The following is a 14752-nucleotide window of genomic DNA, read 5'->3' as shown; positions in this document are numbered from 1 at the left end:
ATGTTCAGTTATGCGGACATCGTAGCGGCGCGGGCACCGTCCCGGGGAATGCCGTCGGACGGCCCGGAGTCGCCCGACCCAGGGATCACCGCGTGCTGTGCACCACGACCCGCCTCACCATCGACAACCGCTCCAGCGTGCGGACCAGCGACAGCGCCAGGCGCGCGCCCGCGCGGAACCGGAGCTGCACGTGGTTCGCGCTGCCCGGGCCGGTCGACACGGCGTCGACCGTGACACCGCGGGTGGAGAACACGCTGGTCAGCGTGGCGACGACGCCGACCTCGTCGGCGCCCCGCACCTCGGCGTCGACCTCCCACGTCCGGATGTCGGCACCGGCCTCGGACGGCATCGCGGCAGCCATCCCCACCACCGGGTCGGCACCGGCGGGGGCGATGCCGAGGCCGTCGAGCATGGCGTCGATCATGCGTCCGGAGGCGGCCAGCGCCGCGGCCTCGTCGTCGGCCAGCGGGTCGAGGACCACGCGGCTCCAGCCCTCCGGACCCAGGATCACCGGGACGCCGAGCACACGGCCGGGGCTGGTCGACCCGTCGATCCGCACCTCGTTCTCGAGGGCGACCTGACCGGCGACCACGATCTCGCGGCCGTCCAGAAGCGTGGCGATCATGTCGACCGTCGCGGCGGCCGTGCCGGCCGGGGTCTTGGCGCCGCTCTGGTGGGTCATCACGGGCCGGGCGACGACGCGCACGTCCGGGGGCCAGGTGTCGACCAGCGCGAACGCCTCGGCGACGTCCCGAGCGGCCACCGCGTCGAGCTGCACCCTGGCCTCGGCCAGCTCGTCCGCGTACGTGTCGAGCGTGCGGCCGCGGCGCAGGTCCCCGACGGCAGCCTGTCGCTCGGCGACGTCGAGCCCGGCGATCCGCACGGTCGACCACAGCGGGACCGCCCGCTCCCCGTGCTGACCCGCGACGAACCCGGACACGCGCGCCCGGCGCACACCGAGCGACAGCGCGATCTCCCGCTGGAACCGCAGGGTGTCGAGCCAGGCGCCCATGCCGATCACCCGGTGCCTGCCGAGCGCGTCGGCGAACACCGCCACGCCGACCTCGACCGGGTTCGAGACGACGATCACGACCTCGCGGCCCGAACCGTGCTTGCGCAGCGCCGCTGCGTGCTGCTCGAAGACCTGCTTGTTCGCGGCGGCCAGCTTTCTGCGGTCGGTGTCGGAGCCGACCTCGGCGGCGGCGGTGAGGCCTGCCGCGACCACGACGATGTCCGCCACCACGTCGGTCGGCGCGAGCGCGACGTCGATCAGGGGCGCACGCTCGTCGAACGCGTCCATCAGGTCCGTCCGCAGCCCGTGGACCGCGCTGGCGCTGCGCCCGTCGGGCCGGCCCACGAGCTGGAGGCGTGAGGTCGGGGAGAGCACTCCGTGCGCGATGAGCTGGGTGCAGACCTGACGGCCCACGTCCCCCGTGGCCCCGAGTACGGCGACGTCCATGCGCAGGAGCCTACGTCGGCGGGAGCGCACGGAATCGCCGGGTGGGCGGGCACTACCCCAGGTCGATCTCCCGGGCCGCCACGACCATCTCGTCCACCACGGCCCGGACGATCGGGCCCGGCTCGTGCCGGTTCTGCCGGTGCCGTACCACGAGCCGCCGCGAGCCGAGCCCGGCGAGCGCCACCACGGCGACGCCGTCGGGCACCTCCTGCTGGAGGGCCAGGGCAGGCAGCATCGCGACGCCCTGACCGGCGGCGACGAGGGAGATCGCGGTGTCGAAGTCGTTGTAGGCGTGGCGGGTCTCGAACGTGGTGCCGAGCTGCGCGGCGAGCCGGCTCGCGGCGCGCTCGGCCGCCGAGCCGGCCTGCGGGCCCACCCACGTGAGCGTCGCGAGGTCGTCCAGCCGCTCGGGCTCGGGCAGGCTGGTGGGCACCACGATGCGCCACGGCTCGTCGAGCAGCGGCACGTCGTGCGCACCGCGCGGGGCGGGCGCGTCGACGGCCACGTCGCGCTCCAGCACCACCGCGTCCAGGTCGCCCGCGCGCAGCCGGCGCACGGAGTCGGTCGGGTCGTGCTCCTGCACGTCGACCTCGATGTGCGGGTGGCGCTCGGCGAGCGAGACGAGCATCGGCGCGACGACGGTACGGATCGCCGTCTGGATGGACCCGACCGAGATCCGTCCCGTGAGCTCACCCTCCAGGGCGGCCACGGCCTGCCGCGCCTGGACGAGCTCCGCCTCGATGCGTTCGGCCGCGTCGGCGAGCACCCGGCCGGCGGGCGTGAGAGTCACGCCGCGCGGCCCGCGGTCCAGCACGTCGATACCCTCCTCCGCCTCCAGCCGGGCGATCTGCTGGGACACGGCGGACGGCGTCACGTGCAGCAGGTCGGCCGCCGCGAGCACCCCGCCGGCACGGTGCACGGCAAGGAGGAAAGCGAGTCTTCGCGGGTCAGTGGCCATGTAGCGATGCTACATCCCGGAGTCACAAACATTCGATTGTGCTGAAGGCAGATGTGGCTCATGATTGAGCCTGGCAGCGGCTGGACCCAGCTCTTCCCGGACCGCCGGCCACCCTTCCCCCTTGGACACCGGTTCTCGGTCTCCGCCACATCCTCGAATCGTTTCGAGCAGTTCCCCAGGAGTTCTCTCATGTCCCTCATGCTGGTCGTCACCGTCCTCGGCTGGGTTGGCGCCATCGCCGGCCTCGTGGCCTATGCCATGGTCAGCCGCGGGCGCTGGAGCGCCGATTCCCTCGCGTTCCAGGGCACCAACATGCTGGCGGCCGGGACCCTGCTCACCGTGGCCGCCGCGAACGGCATCTGGCCGTCCGCCGCGTCGAACATGGCCGCCATCCTGATCGGCGTGAACGCCGTGTACACCGTGGTGCGCGCCAAGAAGCGTGCCGCGAAGGAGGCGGCCGCGCTGCGGGTCGTCGAGGACACCGTCGACACCGTGCCGGACCACGTCCCGGACCACCTCGCCGACCACGCACCCGCACCGCGGCCCGCGGTCAGCTACCGCGCGTTCGCCGAGGCCGCCTGACCCTGCGGCACCCTGCCTCGTGGGATCCGGCGTCTCCCCCCGGATCCCACGAGGCACGTGTGTTCCCGTTGCGTACGACGGGGGATGTGGTGCGCTGGCACCATGACCCCACGCATCCGGCAGGTGGTGCTCGACACCACGGACGCACGCGCTCTCGCCGAGTTCTACCGGGAGCTGTTCGGGCTCTCGTACCGCCCCGGCGACGAGCCGCCGCCGGAGGGCGAACCCGACCCGAAGGGCAGCGACTGGCTGGTCCTGCGCAACGACGACGGTGCACACCTGGCGTTCCAGCAGGTGTTCGACCTGCCGCGCTCGACCTGGCCGGAGTCCGACATCCCCCAGCAGCTCCACCTCGACACGACGGTGCCGGACGTCGGCGCGCTCGCCGAGGCACGCGACCACGCCCTCACGCTCGGCGCGACGCTGCTCTACGACCGGTCGGACGACCCGGAGGAACCCCTCTACGTCTTCGGCGACCCGATGGGCCACCCCTTCTGCGTCTTCGTGGGCTGACCGGCTCCGTGGCCTGACCGGCTCCGTGGGCTGTCGCCGCGTGGCGCTACGCCGTCGGGCGGGTGAACGTCACGTCCACGACCAGCGCCCGATGGTCCGAGACGCCCGTGTCCACGACCCGGCCCTCCGCGGAGCCGATGCGCCCGCCCGGCACACGCGGGTCGCCGTCGGCCCCCGCACCCGTTCCCTCGCCCTGGGGCACGCCCTCGTCGAGGAGGACGTGGTCGATCTGGAACCGCGGGTCGTGCCGGGGGAACGTGTCGCCCGTCACGAGGGGACGCCAGCCGGTGCGGTCGGCGGGCACCGAACCACGCAGGTTGAAGTCGCCCAGCAGGACCAGGGGGCGCCGCAGGCCGACGAGCCGACGGCGCAGATAGTCCACCTGACGTTCCGCGTGCCGCTCCCCCGCTGTGCCCCGGCGGTAGCCGGCGGCGCGCCGGACCATCCCGCCCGCCCAGCCCACGGCGGAGAACCGGTACACGCTCAGGTGCGTGCACACGACGGTGACCGGGCCGGACGGCGCGTCGATCCGGGCCGCGAGCGCCACCCGCGGCTCGTCGGTGCCGAGCTGGACGCGGCCCCACACCCAGGGCGTCGCGGGCGGCAGCAGCACGGTGTGCCAGCTCAGGACGGGGAACCGGGACAGCAGCGCGATGCCGTAGCCGGGCGCGCCGGGCCGCTCCGTCCGGCGGGCGCGGCGTCGGATCCCGGGGTAGCGGAACGGGCCGGCGAGCGCCGGCCGGAACCGGTGGTCGACGGCGCCCATCGCCGCCGCGCAGAGGGCCGCCTGGTCCGCTCCCCCGGAGCGCACCTGGCCCTGGTCGACCTCCTGCAGCCCCACGACGTCGGCGTCGAGCGCGGCGACAGCCCGGGCCAGGCGGTCGTTGTCGACGCGGCCGTCCGGGCCGAGGCCGTGCTGGACGTTAAACGTGGCGATGCGCACGTGATGATCCTGGGCCCGCGGTGCGGAGAGCGCTACCCGGTGAGCGGGCGCGGCGGCCGGGTGTCTTCGCGGCACGCGTGCAACCTTTGACCCACGTCCCCCGTAGTGGGTGGCATGAGGCAGGAGAATGGGACGACCGTGGGCAACCTTGGGACGGGCGAGCCGTCGGGTGAGGACCGGGCCGGCGACGTGCAGGTCTTCGTGCGGCGCTCCCGCGACGCGGAGTTCACCGAGTTCGTGCGGGAGTGCGGGCCGTACCTGCACCGGACCGCGTACCTGCTGTGCGGGGACCCGCACCGCGCGGAGGAGCTGGTCCAGTCGACGTTCGAGCGGGTCTACCGCACCTGGGCCAAGGTCAGGCCGGGCACGCAGCGCGCCTACGCGCGCCAGATCCTGGTCAACCTGCGGATCGACGGCTGGCGGCGCACCCGTCGTGAGTCGTTCCCGGGCGACGACAAGATCCCCGTCACGCCGGCGTCGGACCATGCCGGGCACGTGGTGCTGCGCGACGAGCTGGTTCGCGGGCTGGCGCGGCTGCCGGTCAGCCAGCGGCGGGTCGTGGTGCTGCGACACCTGCTGGACCTGCCCGAGGCGGAGGTCGCCCGCGAGCTCGGGATCGCCGTCGGCACGGTGAAGGCGGCGAACTCGCGCGGGCTGGCCCGTCTGCGGGACCTGCTCGTGGCGCAGACCGAGGCGGTCGAGCCGGTCGAGCTCGACGAGCAGGCCGTCCTGGACCGGAGCCGGGCCGCGCTGCGCCGACGTCGGGTCCGGCAGGCGGTGGGGGCCGCGTGCGTGGTGCTCCTGCTGGCGCTCGGGGTCGTGACGCGCGGGCCGGTGCCGTTGCCCTGGGTCGGGCCGGTCGTCCTCCCCGGCGGGGACCTGATCGTCTCTCTGTTCGACAACGGTCGGGCCGGGCCCACCGACGGCCTCGCCCCGCACCTGCGGCCGGACCCGGGGCCGGACCTGGCGGGCAGCACGCCGCTCGCGTGCCCGGAGGAGCTGCCGGCGCCGACCTCGGCGCGGGCCGCCGAGCCGGGCGAGGACGTCGGCCCGCTGGACGGATCCCTAGTGGTGGATGTGGCCGACGCACGCCCGTTGACCTGCTACGACGTCGACATCGAGACGGTCACGCCCGGGCGGATCGACGAGCAGGCAGGAGTGCCCGTGACCGACGACGGAGGTAAGCAGATGCCGCCGCTCGACGGTCTCGCCGAGAACGGGGACATCTGGGCCGCCGGAGCGGAGTTCGGGCCCGCCGGCACGGTCGAGGGCGCCTTCGTCAAAGCTGATGCCCACCGCAGCGACGGACCGACCGAGTCGATCCCCACCGACACGATCAACGATGTGATGCTGGTGCCGTACGACGTCGCCGCGCGGGGCGACCAGGTGACGTGGGGCGAGACGACAGGTGGGGAGGGCCCCACACGCACCAGTCAGATACGCACCTTCCGGGCCGGTACGGAGCCAAGGACGCTCGCCACCTACGAGGGAAACGTCGGGGAGGTCGCCCTCACCCGCGACCACGCACTGTGGACGGATGGGGCGCCGGAGGACGAACCGCGACTGCTCAGCACGAGCATCGACGGCCCCGGGACGCCGGTGGTGCTGGCGGACCCCGTCACAGCTTTCGCGGCCGACGACGACGAGGTCGTCGCAGCCGTGCTGGAACCGGGGTCCGGCGACACCCGCACGACGACGATCTGGCTGCTGGACAGCCCGGCCGGCGGGAACCTGTCCGGCTCCACGGCGCTGCTCTCGATCGAGCACGGCCCGGCGGACCGGATCCCGGAGGTCGCCGTCTCGGACGATCTCGTGGCGTGGACGACCGTGTCCGACGAACAGGGCACCACCCTCTTCGTCCTCGACCGGCGCGGCGGGGTGGACAGCGTCGTGCGGGCCGGTGACAACAGCGTCAATGGCCTGCGCGCCGCGGGCGGCCTGCTCCTGTGGAACAGCGCGGACGACGAGAACCCGGTGGGGCCGGCCTACCTGTACCGCGCCACACCCTCGACCGCCGGGTACGACGGACCGGACCTCGCCCAGTTGCCGGGCGACACCGAGAGGGCAAACCTCGCTGGCGACCGCATCGTCTGGGGCGAGGGCTTCGTCCCGCGCGACGCGGTCGGCCGGGCATGGATCGTCGAGGGCGCCGTTACTCCGACGCTCGCACGCGAATGACCGACGCACCTCGTCCGACGTGGTCCGACGTGGTCCGCGCAGATCGCGTCAGAGGTCGCCCGGAGCGATCGGGGCAGCCAGGAACTCGTCGATCGCCTCGCGGGTGGGGAACACCGTCACGCCCGGGCCGGAGAAGAGGTGCACCAGCGTCAGGGCGATGTCCCGCACCGCGATGTTCGCCGCGTTCGACGCCTCGCGGAGCAGGTCGAAGGCCGCGTCCTCGTCGGCGCCGTAGACCACCATCAGCACGCCCTTGGCCTGCTCGATCACCGCGCGGCGCTCCGCCGACGCCCGGATCGAGGCGGTCGCGTCGCGTGCCGCCGCCTCCCGCTGCGAGTCGGTGACGTCGATGAAGTACCCGAACAGCTCGGTCACCCGGTCGGTTTCCGGATCGCGCCGGCCCTGCCCGGTCACCGCGAGGGTCCGCGTCTCCCCTGCGGCGTCGAGGATCCGATGCACCGAGCTGAAGGGCTGTCCCGTCTCGGCCGCCTCCCGCAGCACGCCGTCCACGCGGGCGCGGTCGTCAGGGTGCTTGTGGGACAGCATCAGCGGCGTCGTCGGCACGATCTGACCCGGCTCGAAGCCGTGCATCTCGTACACCTCGTCGGACCATTCCCACTCGCCGGTGGCCAGGTCCAGCCGGTAACGGCCGACCGGGGACGTCCTGCCGCGGGCGAGCACTTGCTCGACGCCGTCCACGATCGTGGGCTCGCCGGGCGTCGGTACAGAGTTCACGAAACTCCTTGCAAGGTGATGTTCCGGGCCTGGTGGGACCGAGGGTACGGGATGTGCGGCCTGACGAGGCACGGGCTAGCGTGAACAGAGGTCGAAGAAGATCACGTCGGCCGAGACGTCGCGTGACGATGGAGGACGACATGAGCCAGAACCCGGCGTTCCCACCGCAGCAGCAGATTCCGCCGGGCGCCACCGACCAGATGGTCCCCACGCCCGACCACGGCGAGACCAGCTACGTCGGCAGCGAGAAGCTCCTGGGGCGGAAGGCCCTGGTGACGGGTGGCGACTCGGGCATCGGGCGCGCGGTCGCCATCGCGTTCGCCCGTGAGGGCGCCGACGTCGCCCTGTCCTACCTGCCCGAGGAGGAGCACGACGCACGGGCGACGGCGGAGTGGGTGCGCGGGGAGGGCCGCCAGTGCGCCCTGCTCCCGGGTGACCTGCGGGACGAGCCGACGGCGCGCGGCGTCGCACACCGGGCAGCAGGCGAGCTGGGCGGCATCGACGTGCTGGTGAACAACGCCGGGTACCAGATGGCGCGCCGCAAATCGGTCGCGGACGTGACCACCGAGGAGCTCGACCGCGTGGTCAAGACCAACCTCTACGCCCTGTTCTGGGTGACGCAGGCGGCGCTCGGGCACATGGGCGAGGGCGGCTCGATCATCAACAACTCGTCGATCCAGGCCTACCAGCCGTCCACGTCGCTGCTCGACTACGCGGCCACCAAGGCCGCGATCAACAACATCACGGTGAACCTCGCCGCCGAGCTGGGGCCGCGCGGCATCCGCGTGAACGCCGTGGCGCCCGGGCCGATCTGGACGCCGCTGCAGCCGGCCACCCAGCCCGAGGAGAAGATCGAGTCGTTCGGCACCGACACCCCGCTGGGCCGGGCGGGGCAGCCCGCAGAGGTCGCGCCGGCGTTCGTCTTCCTGGCGTCGCCGACCACGGCGTCGTACGTGTCCGGGACGGTGCTCGGCGTGACGGGCGGCAAGCCGGTGTTCTAGGGGCGGCCGGCTCCAGGGGCGGCCGGCTCCAGGAGTGCCCGGCGCTAGGAGCGACCGGCCGGCGTGAGCACCTCGACCGTGCCGTGCTCGCCGTCCACCCGCACCAGGTCGCCCGTGCGCAGCCGCATCGTCGCGTTGCCGCACCCGACGACCGCCGGGATGCCCAGCTCGCGGGCGACGATGGCGGCGTGCGAGAGGGGCGCGCCGACGTCGGTCACCACGGCGGCCGCACGCGGGAAGAGGGGCGTCCAGCCCACGTTCGTCACCGTCGTGACCAGCACCTCGCCGGCGAGCAGCGCCTCGCCGTCGTCCACCGAGCGCACCACCCGCGCGACGCCCTCCGTCACGCCCGACGCCCCGGGGAAGCCCCGGACCTGGTCGGAGCCCACGGCCTCCCGGCCGTGCTCGTCGTAGACGTCCGAGCGCCGGGCGGGGTCGGCGGCCCATCGGACCGGGTCGAACCGGCCGCGGATCACCGCCGGGTACGCCGGCAGGCCCTGGTACAGGTCGTAGGTGGCGCGGCGCACGGCGACGACGTCGCGCCCGCCCTCCCCGGTGCGCAACCCCGCGCCGGTGCGGAGCACGTCGAGCAGCTCGTCGACCGTCAGGTAGAAGACGTCATCGCCCAGTCCGGTGAGCTCCCCGGCCCGCACCGCGAAGGCGCGCAGTGCCCAGAACGTGCGGATCACCTCGGACCGCGCCCGCTCCCGGTCCCGCGCGTTCCGGGCCCACCGGTCGAGCTGGCTGCGCAGCCGCGCGGCCTTGCGCGGCGACAGGCGTTCGAGCCGCTCCCAGACGGCGGCCCGCGCCCGCTCCTGCCGCTCGAGCAGTGCGTCGACGTCGGTCCCGGCCGCCGCCGCGATCTGCCGGTCCAGCCAGGCGGGATCCTCCGCCGGGCGCGGCCGGGAGACCTCGAACTCGTCGACGCACCGGTGCCCGTACCGCGTCACGTACGTCTCGCGGTCGAGCCGTCCGAGGGCCACCTCGCGCAGGCCGACGAGCGTCTCCATGCTGGCCAGGTGCTGTCCGCCGGAGGACAGGCCGGACGTCAGGGTCTCCGTGTCCGCGTCGCCGAGCAGCGCACGCAGGTCCCGGCGCAAGGTCAGCAGCTTGGTGCCGTCCTGCCGTGCGGCGCCGCGCAGCACGCGCGAGGACGCCTCCAGGTAGGGGCCGAGCTCCGTGGTCCAGAAGTCCGCCAGCTCGTCCGGGCCCTCGACGTCGGCCACGCGCTGCCGCAGGGCGGTGCCGCGCCGCTCGGCGGTGCCCAGGAATCCCGGCACGGCCCGGACGTCACGCACCAGCGACGTGAGGTTGCGCCCCACCATCGGCAGGAGCCGCCGGAGCAGCTCCCCGCGGCCGATCGGGACCACCGGGATGTCCGGCTGACCCGGGAGCCGCCCGAACACCTCCCGGTACGCCGCGTCGACCGCCTTGCGCATGCCGAGTGCCTGGGCGACCGTCTCGGTGGTGCTGAGGTTCATGTAGAACCGGCCGCCGATGGTGCCGTACGCGGGGACGCCGATGTCCGTGTCGGCCATCGCGTTCGCCATGAAGATCCGCACGAGCGACCAGGTCAGCGGTGTCATCACACTGGGCAGCGCCTCGCCCAGGTTCGCGTTGGTCCACAGGAAGTCGCCCAGCAGGCTGTCGTTCCACACCTCCGTGACCGCCACCTGGCCCGCCGCGCCCGTGACGGGACGCGCCTGGAGGATCGCGGGGGCGCCGTCGTGCAGCGCCCACTCCACGTCCATCGCCACGCCGTACAGCTCCTCGATGCGGACGCCGAGCGCGGCGAGCCGCGCGGCCTGCTCGTCGGTGAGCGCGGGCTCGTCCCGCAGCGCGGCGGGGACCGGCTCGTTCCGGGTCCCGTCGGCGGTCCGCACGGTGCGGACCTCCTTGGTGCTCACCGTGCGTTCGACCGTGCCGCCGACCCGCGCCACCAGGAAGGTGTCGGGCGTGACCTGCCCGCCGACCACGGCCTCGCCCAGCCCCCAGGCCGCGTTGATCAGCACGCGGTCGCGGGACCCGGTCATCGGGTCGACGGTGAACAGGATGCCGGCGGCGTCGGCGTCGACCAGCCGTTGCACCACCACCGCGAGGGCGACCTCCTCGGCGGGGATGCCGTGGCGCGCGCGGTAGCCGATCGCGCGCGCCGTCCACAGGGAGGCCCAGCAGTCCCGGACCGCCCGGAGCAGGGCGTCCTCGCCCCGGATGTTGAGGAACGAGTCCTGCTGGCCGGCGAACGACATGCCCGGTAGGTCCTCGGCCGTGGCCGAGGAGCGGACGGCGACGGCGGGGGCCTGGTCGTCCGGGGCGCCGTCCGGCGTACCCGCTGTAGTGCTGCCCGTGGTGCGCAGGTTCGCGTACCCGGCCCGGACGGCGTCGGCGACCGCCGCCGGGATCTCCAGGCCGGCGAACACCTCGGCGATCCGGACCGCGGCGGCCTCGTGGGTCTCCGGCCGGTCGGGCTCCACGTCCCGGGCCGCGGCGACGATCGCCTGCTGCGGCGCTCCGGCGACCGCGGCCCGGTAGGCGTCCGTGGTGACGTGGAAGCCGCCGGGAACCGGCAGGCCGGCAGTGGCCAGGCGGGCGAGCGACGAGCCCTTGCCGCCGGTCGCCGCCAGCTCCACCGCCGCGGGATCCGCGAGCGGTAGCGTGAACGAGTGCGTGACCTCGGTGCTCACGACGGGTCTCCTTCTGCTGGCGAGAGGTCTTCCTCTGGCGGGAGGTCGTCGCCGAGCGACTCCCGCAGCTTGGCCCGCGCCACCGCGTAGGCCTGGTCGACGAACGCACGGGTGGCGTCCGCGCAGACGGCGCGCGCAGCGTCGGACGGCGGGTTCTCAGCCGCGAAGGCGCGGGCGAGCGCGTCGCCGATCAGCTCTCCGGCGCGCTCGTCGGACACCCGCAGCGAGTCAGGCATCATCCGCAGCGAGACGAGCGAGCCGTGCAGCACGGCGGCGACCAGGGTGAGGTGGTCCTCCAGGCTGAGGTCGGCGCGCACCATCCCGTGCTCCCGGAGCGTGGCGAGATACTCGCCGAACGGGGCCACCATGTCGGGCGTGGTGGTGCTGGTCTGCTTGCGGGCCACGAGCTTGCCCAGCACCGCGGAGTCCTGGACCATCGCGGCCTGCAGCAGCGGACGCCGGTGGAGCTCGTGGGCGAGGAGGCCGAACAGCCCGGGCAGGGTCGCGGTCGCCGGATCTTCCTGGAGGCGCCGCCGCACCGCGCCGATCATCTGGGCCCGGTCCCACCGCATCAACGCGGCGAACAGGTCCTCGCGGCTGCCCCAGTGCAGGTAGATGGTGCCCTTGGCCACCCCGGCGTGCCGGGCGACGTCGTCGATGGTGGTCTTGTCGTAGCCCCAGCGCAGCACGAGCCCGGTGGCGGCGTCGAGGATCCGTTCCGCGCGCTCGTACCTGCGCTGCGCGGTCCCCCGCCGCTGCGTCGTCGCGCCCATGGCTGGTGCCTCCACCCCTGGCCTTCGTGAAAGTGTGACCAGATTCGTTCATCTGGTCATCTTCGAGGCTAGACCTGGGCAGAGCAGGAGGTCAACCTGCTTTTCGGGGCTACCTGACAGTGATGGTCACGGCGTGCTGGGACGGCGCCTGGAGAGCCGTACCCGGGTACTCGGCGATCCAGCGACCGGAGATGCTCGTGCCGACCTTCGTGGAGTAGGTGCCGCCCGAGCCCGTCTTGACGGTCTTCTTGTAGACCGGGCCGCGCGAGCCGGCGGGGTCGAAGTACAGCTTCACGGGGGTGTTGGGCGACAGCCGGTTCGCGACCTTCGTGTCGCTGACCAGCTGCACCTTCCGCACCGCACCGCTCAGAGTGATGGTCTTCGGCCCCGTGAAGGTCTTGGCCGACGCCGAGACGCTCGTGCTGCTGGCACGCTTGACCGTCATGGTGGTGATCGTGCGGTCGTTGACGATGACGTTCGCCTTGCAGCTGCTGCGTGACTCGGGCGCCGGCGAGAAGCAGATAGAGACGTACTGCTGGTCCACCCCTACGTCGTAGACGCCGGCGGGCATCAGCGGGCTGACACGCGCAGTCGTGTGGGTCGACTGCAAGAAGTAGTCGGTGCCCACCTCGTGCTGCCACTCCAGGGTCGCCGTCCGGACGATCCCGTTCGGGTATCGACCCTCGCCACGCCGGCTCTCGAACCAGAGATTGCTCGCGCTCCGGGCCCAGCCGAGGCCGCGGATGCCGGCGTCGAACCGCACTGTCGCCGGCTCCATGCCCACCACGATGTCCGTCGCGATGATCCGGACGCCGCCCGCGTAGCCCTTCGCTGTCTTGGACGCAGAACCTGAATGAGTTGTCCGGTCGATCTGCCGTGTCTCCTGCGGCGTGTCGGCCGGCGACGAGCGCTTGTACCTGTCGGACTCGGGGACGACCGCCCGCCAGATGCCGTCCGACGGTGCGACCAACGTCGTCTCGAAGTAACCGCGAGCGTCGGACGTCGCCGAACCGCGATAGACACGTGGAGCCGTCCCCTTGGGGTCGAACCAGATCTCAACCTGCTCACCGGCAAATGGAACCTGGCTGTATGGCGATCCGAGCACCGCGATACCCGAGACCACGGCCTTCTCCCCCGCCGGAATGTGCTGCGGGGTCGCCTGGAAATCCCTGAGATATGGACTTCTGCGCTGGAAGAACTCGACCGCGTCGGTGCCCGCAACACGAACATTCACCGGTCCGGACTCGGTCTGCACCACGACCACGGCATCGAACGACACCAGGTAGCGACCGAGCTCCCGGCCGGCCGGAAGCTCGAAGTCACTCGCCTCCCACCTGGTGGTCCCGGGCCGCTCGAACGCAGTCTCCCGAGCGTAGATCTCCTCGTTCGAAGGGTTCGTCACCCGGATCATCGCGCTGGTCAGCTCAGCCGAGATGCCGTTGTGCTCCAGCCAGACAGCCATGTACGGAGCTTGATCGGGCACATGAACCTGGGCGGTGACCTGGATGTCTCCGTTCGAGCCGGAGATGATCCCGACGCCAGCAGTCGCCGGGCCTGCACCGACGATCAGGCCCGCGCCCGTCAGGACCAACGCCGACAGGACACCTACTACTCGCCGCACCGAAGCGCGCATGAACAGCCTCTCCACGTGCCAACCAATCCTGTTGCCGAGGTGAATCGCGACGCCGCTACCTCACCGTGATCGTCACGGCCCGCTCGGACGGCGCCTGCAGGTCCGTGCCCGGGTACTTCGCGATCCACTGGCCCGACCGCGTCGTGCGGTACGTCGTGGTGTAGACGCCCTTCGAGTTCGTCCGCACCGTCTTCTTGTACTGCGGCCCCGTGGCACCGGCCGGGTCGAAGTACAGCTTGACCGGCGTGTTCGGCGACAGCCGGATCGCGGCCTTCGTGTTGCTCACGAGCTGCACCTTGCGCACCGCACCGCGCAGCGTGATCGTCTTCGGCCCCGTGAACGACGTCGCCGACGCCGCGATCGTCGTGCTGCTCGCCCGGCGAACACGCACTGTGGTGACCACGTCCCCCGGCATCGAGACACGCGCCTCCTCGGCGTCCCAGCGATCCGTCCAGACGGCCATCTCGCCCGTGAACCGCACGTCGTACAAGCCCGCCGGGTGCACGGCGGACAGCCGGTAGGCCCGCGTCGCGCTGTAGTTCGTCCGCCACGGGAACTCCCCGCTGCTGTAGTAGACGTCGCCCGCACCGAACCGCCCTTCCGCGCGGCGGTTGGTCATGTACGGCCCGGAGAACTTGATGTTCCCCGGATATCCCGCGGTCAGGAGCCCCGCATCGACGTAGACCGTCTGCGGCTCGATCCGGGTCACGACGTCCTGGACAATCACCCGCGCCTTCGCGGTGTGCCCGTTCTTCGTACCCGACACCACGACCGACCGGACGGGCTGGGTGACCTTGCGGCTCGTGAACGTCGCCGTGCCCGGACCCAGGAGCGTGTCCTCGTCCTCGCCCGGCCGGACGATGTCGTAGGTGCCGGAGGTGCTGGGCCGCACCGTCTTGGCGAACCAGCCGTCGGCGTCGGTCGTCACGGTCGCGACGGCCTCGCGAGGCGCCGTCCCGGCCGGATCGAAATAGATCGTCACGAGTTCCCCGGCCGCGGGCGAGTATGGACCGTGTCCGACGAAGCCGTGGACCTGGACCGGCGAGCCCGCCGGTGCCACGTTCGGGGCGAGGGCGATGTCGTTGTAGGTGTAGGTGGACAGACCCACCTCGTCCTCGCCGGCCGGTGCCCCGACCGCCGCCGGCCCGCCCAGCAGGCTCCCGACGAGCGCCAGGCCGAGCACCTGGCCGAACGGCTTCCGGACACGGACGACCATGGATACCTCGCAGGTGGGGAGTGGCCCGGCAACCGGGAACAGGCCTGATCCTGTCAGGCGCCGCGACAAAAGGTGCG

The 14752-nt window shown here is 72.6% G+C and carries 12 protein-coding genes; 4 read left to right on the top strand and 8 right to left on the bottom strand.

The window, feature by feature from the left end; all coding sequences use genetic code 11:
* Window positions 1-85: 85 nt before the first annotated feature.
* On the bottom strand, window positions 86-1459 hold the full coding sequence (locus tag QRN56_RS01080; RefSeq protein ID WP_285100611.1) for a lactate/malate family dehydrogenase: 1374 nt from the start codon (window positions 1457-1459) through the stop codon (window positions 86-88).
* 52 nt (window positions 1460-1511) lie between these two features.
* Window positions 1512-2417 (bottom strand): LysR family transcriptional regulator, encoded by a 906-nt coding sequence (locus tag QRN56_RS01075; RefSeq protein WP_285100610.1) that lies wholly within the window; start codon window positions 2415-2417, stop codon window positions 1512-1514.
* Between the two features lie 189 nt (window positions 2418-2606).
* Between QRN56_RS01075 and QRN56_RS01070 the strand changes: the two genes are divergently transcribed.
* Both QRN56_RS01070 and QRN56_RS01065 read left to right on the top strand, forming a co-directional pair.
* Window positions 2607-2999: a CBU_0592 family membrane protein gene (locus QRN56_RS01070; protein ID WP_285100609.1), complete on the top strand. Its 393-nt coding sequence runs from the start codon at window positions 2607-2609 to the stop codon at window positions 2997-2999.
* 102 nt (window positions 3000-3101) lie between these two features.
* The gene (locus QRN56_RS01065) at window positions 3102-3512 is read left to right on the top strand and encodes a VOC family protein (RefSeq protein ID WP_285100608.1); all 411 of its coding nucleotides are present in this window, start codon (window positions 3102-3104) and stop codon (window positions 3510-3512) included.
* 46 nt (window positions 3513-3558) lie between these two features.
* On the opposite strand, the gene QRN56_RS01060 is transcribed toward QRN56_RS01065, so the two are convergent.
* The gene (locus tag QRN56_RS01060; RefSeq protein WP_285100607.1) at window positions 3559-4455 is read right to left on the bottom strand and encodes an endonuclease/exonuclease/phosphatase family protein; all 897 of its coding nucleotides are present in this window, start codon (window positions 4453-4455) and stop codon (window positions 3559-3561) included.
* 138 nt (window positions 4456-4593) lie between these two features.
* Here QRN56_RS01060 and QRN56_RS01055 point away from each other — a divergent pair, with 138 nt between their 5' ends.
* On the top strand, window positions 4594-6633 hold the full coding sequence (locus tag QRN56_RS01055; protein WP_285100606.1) for a SigE family RNA polymerase sigma factor: 2040 nt from the start codon (window positions 4594-4596) through the stop codon (window positions 6631-6633).
* Window positions 6634-6681: 48 nt separating this feature from the next.
* On the opposite strand, the gene QRN56_RS01050 is transcribed toward QRN56_RS01055, so the two are convergent.
* Window positions 6682-7368 (bottom strand): PAS and ANTAR domain-containing protein, encoded by a 687-nt coding sequence (locus tag QRN56_RS01050; protein WP_285100605.1) that lies wholly within the window; start codon window positions 7366-7368, stop codon window positions 6682-6684.
* Window positions 7369-7508: 140 nt separating this feature from the next.
* On the opposite strand from QRN56_RS01050, the gene QRN56_RS01045 reads away from it, so the two are divergent.
* The gene (locus QRN56_RS01045) at window positions 7509-8369 is read left to right on the top strand and encodes an SDR family oxidoreductase (RefSeq protein WP_285100604.1); all 861 of its coding nucleotides are present in this window, start codon (window positions 7509-7511) and stop codon (window positions 8367-8369) included.
* Between the two features lie 44 nt (window positions 8370-8413).
* Here the strand turns inward: QRN56_RS01045 and QRN56_RS01040 are convergent, their stop codons facing one another.
* The 4 genes from QRN56_RS01040 to QRN56_RS01025 all read right to left on the bottom strand — a co-directional run bounded on the left by QRN56_RS01040 (window position 8414) and on the right by QRN56_RS01025 (window position 14675).
* On the bottom strand, window positions 8414-11053 hold the full coding sequence (locus QRN56_RS01040; RefSeq protein ID WP_285100603.1) for a PEP/pyruvate-binding domain-containing protein: 2640 nt from the start codon (window positions 11051-11053) through the stop codon (window positions 8414-8416).
* Window positions 11050-11826 (bottom strand): TetR/AcrR family transcriptional regulator, encoded by a 777-nt coding sequence (locus QRN56_RS01035; protein WP_285100602.1) that lies wholly within the window; start codon window positions 11824-11826, stop codon window positions 11050-11052. The genes QRN56_RS01040 and QRN56_RS01035 overlap by 4 nt, the downstream gene beginning before the upstream one ends.
* Window positions 11827-11935: 109 nt before the next feature.
* Complete coding sequence (locus tag QRN56_RS01030; RefSeq protein ID WP_285100601.1) at window positions 11936-13288, bottom strand: hypothetical protein; 1353 nt, start codon at window positions 13286-13288, stop codon at window positions 11936-11938.
* 226 nt (window positions 13289-13514) lie between these two features.
* Complete coding sequence (locus tag QRN56_RS01025; RefSeq protein WP_285100600.1) at window positions 13515-14675, bottom strand: hypothetical protein; 1161 nt, start codon at window positions 14673-14675, stop codon at window positions 13515-13517.
* Window positions 14676-14752 lie beyond the last annotated feature (77 nt).

The sequence above is a fragment of the Promicromonospora sp. MEB111 genome (assembly GCF_030209445.1).
GTDB lineage: Bacteria > Actinomycetota > Actinomycetes > Actinomycetales > Cellulomonadaceae > Promicromonospora.
The sequence above is the reverse complement of the archived record's forward strand: the minus strand, read 5'-3'. Positions and strand labels throughout refer to the sequence as shown.

Excerpts from the sequence above, each read along its gene's own strand:
- QRN56_RS01080 (WP_285100611.1), bottom strand. The coding sequence starts at position 1,459 with ATGGACGTCGCCGTACTCGGGGCCACGGGGGACGTGGGCCGTCAGGTC.
- QRN56_RS01075 (WP_285100610.1), bottom strand. The coding sequence starts at position 2,417 with ATGGCCACTGACCCGCGAAGACTCGCTTTCCTCCTTGCCGTGCACCGT.
- QRN56_RS01070 (WP_285100609.1), top strand. The coding sequence starts at position 2,607 with ATGTCCCTCATGCTGGTCGTCACCGTCCTCGGCTGGGTTGGCGCCATC.
- QRN56_RS01065 (WP_285100608.1), top strand. The coding sequence starts at position 3,102 with ATGACCCCACGCATCCGGCAGGTGGTGCTCGACACCACGGACGCACGC.
- QRN56_RS01045 (WP_285100604.1), top strand. The coding sequence starts at position 7,509 with ATGAGCCAGAACCCGGCGTTCCCACCGCAGCAGCAGATTCCGCCGGGC.
- QRN56_RS01035 (WP_285100602.1), bottom strand. The coding sequence starts at position 11,826 with ATGGGCGCGACGACGCAGCGGCGGGGGACCGCGCAGCGCAGGTACGAG.
- QRN56_RS01030 (WP_285100601.1), bottom strand. The coding sequence starts at position 13,288 with ATGGCTGTCTGGCTGGAGCACAACGGCATCTCGGCTGAGCTGACCAGC.
- QRN56_RS01025 (WP_285100600.1), bottom strand. The coding sequence starts at position 14,675 with ATGGTCGTCCGTGTCCGGAAGCCGTTCGGCCAGGTGCTCGGCCTGGCG.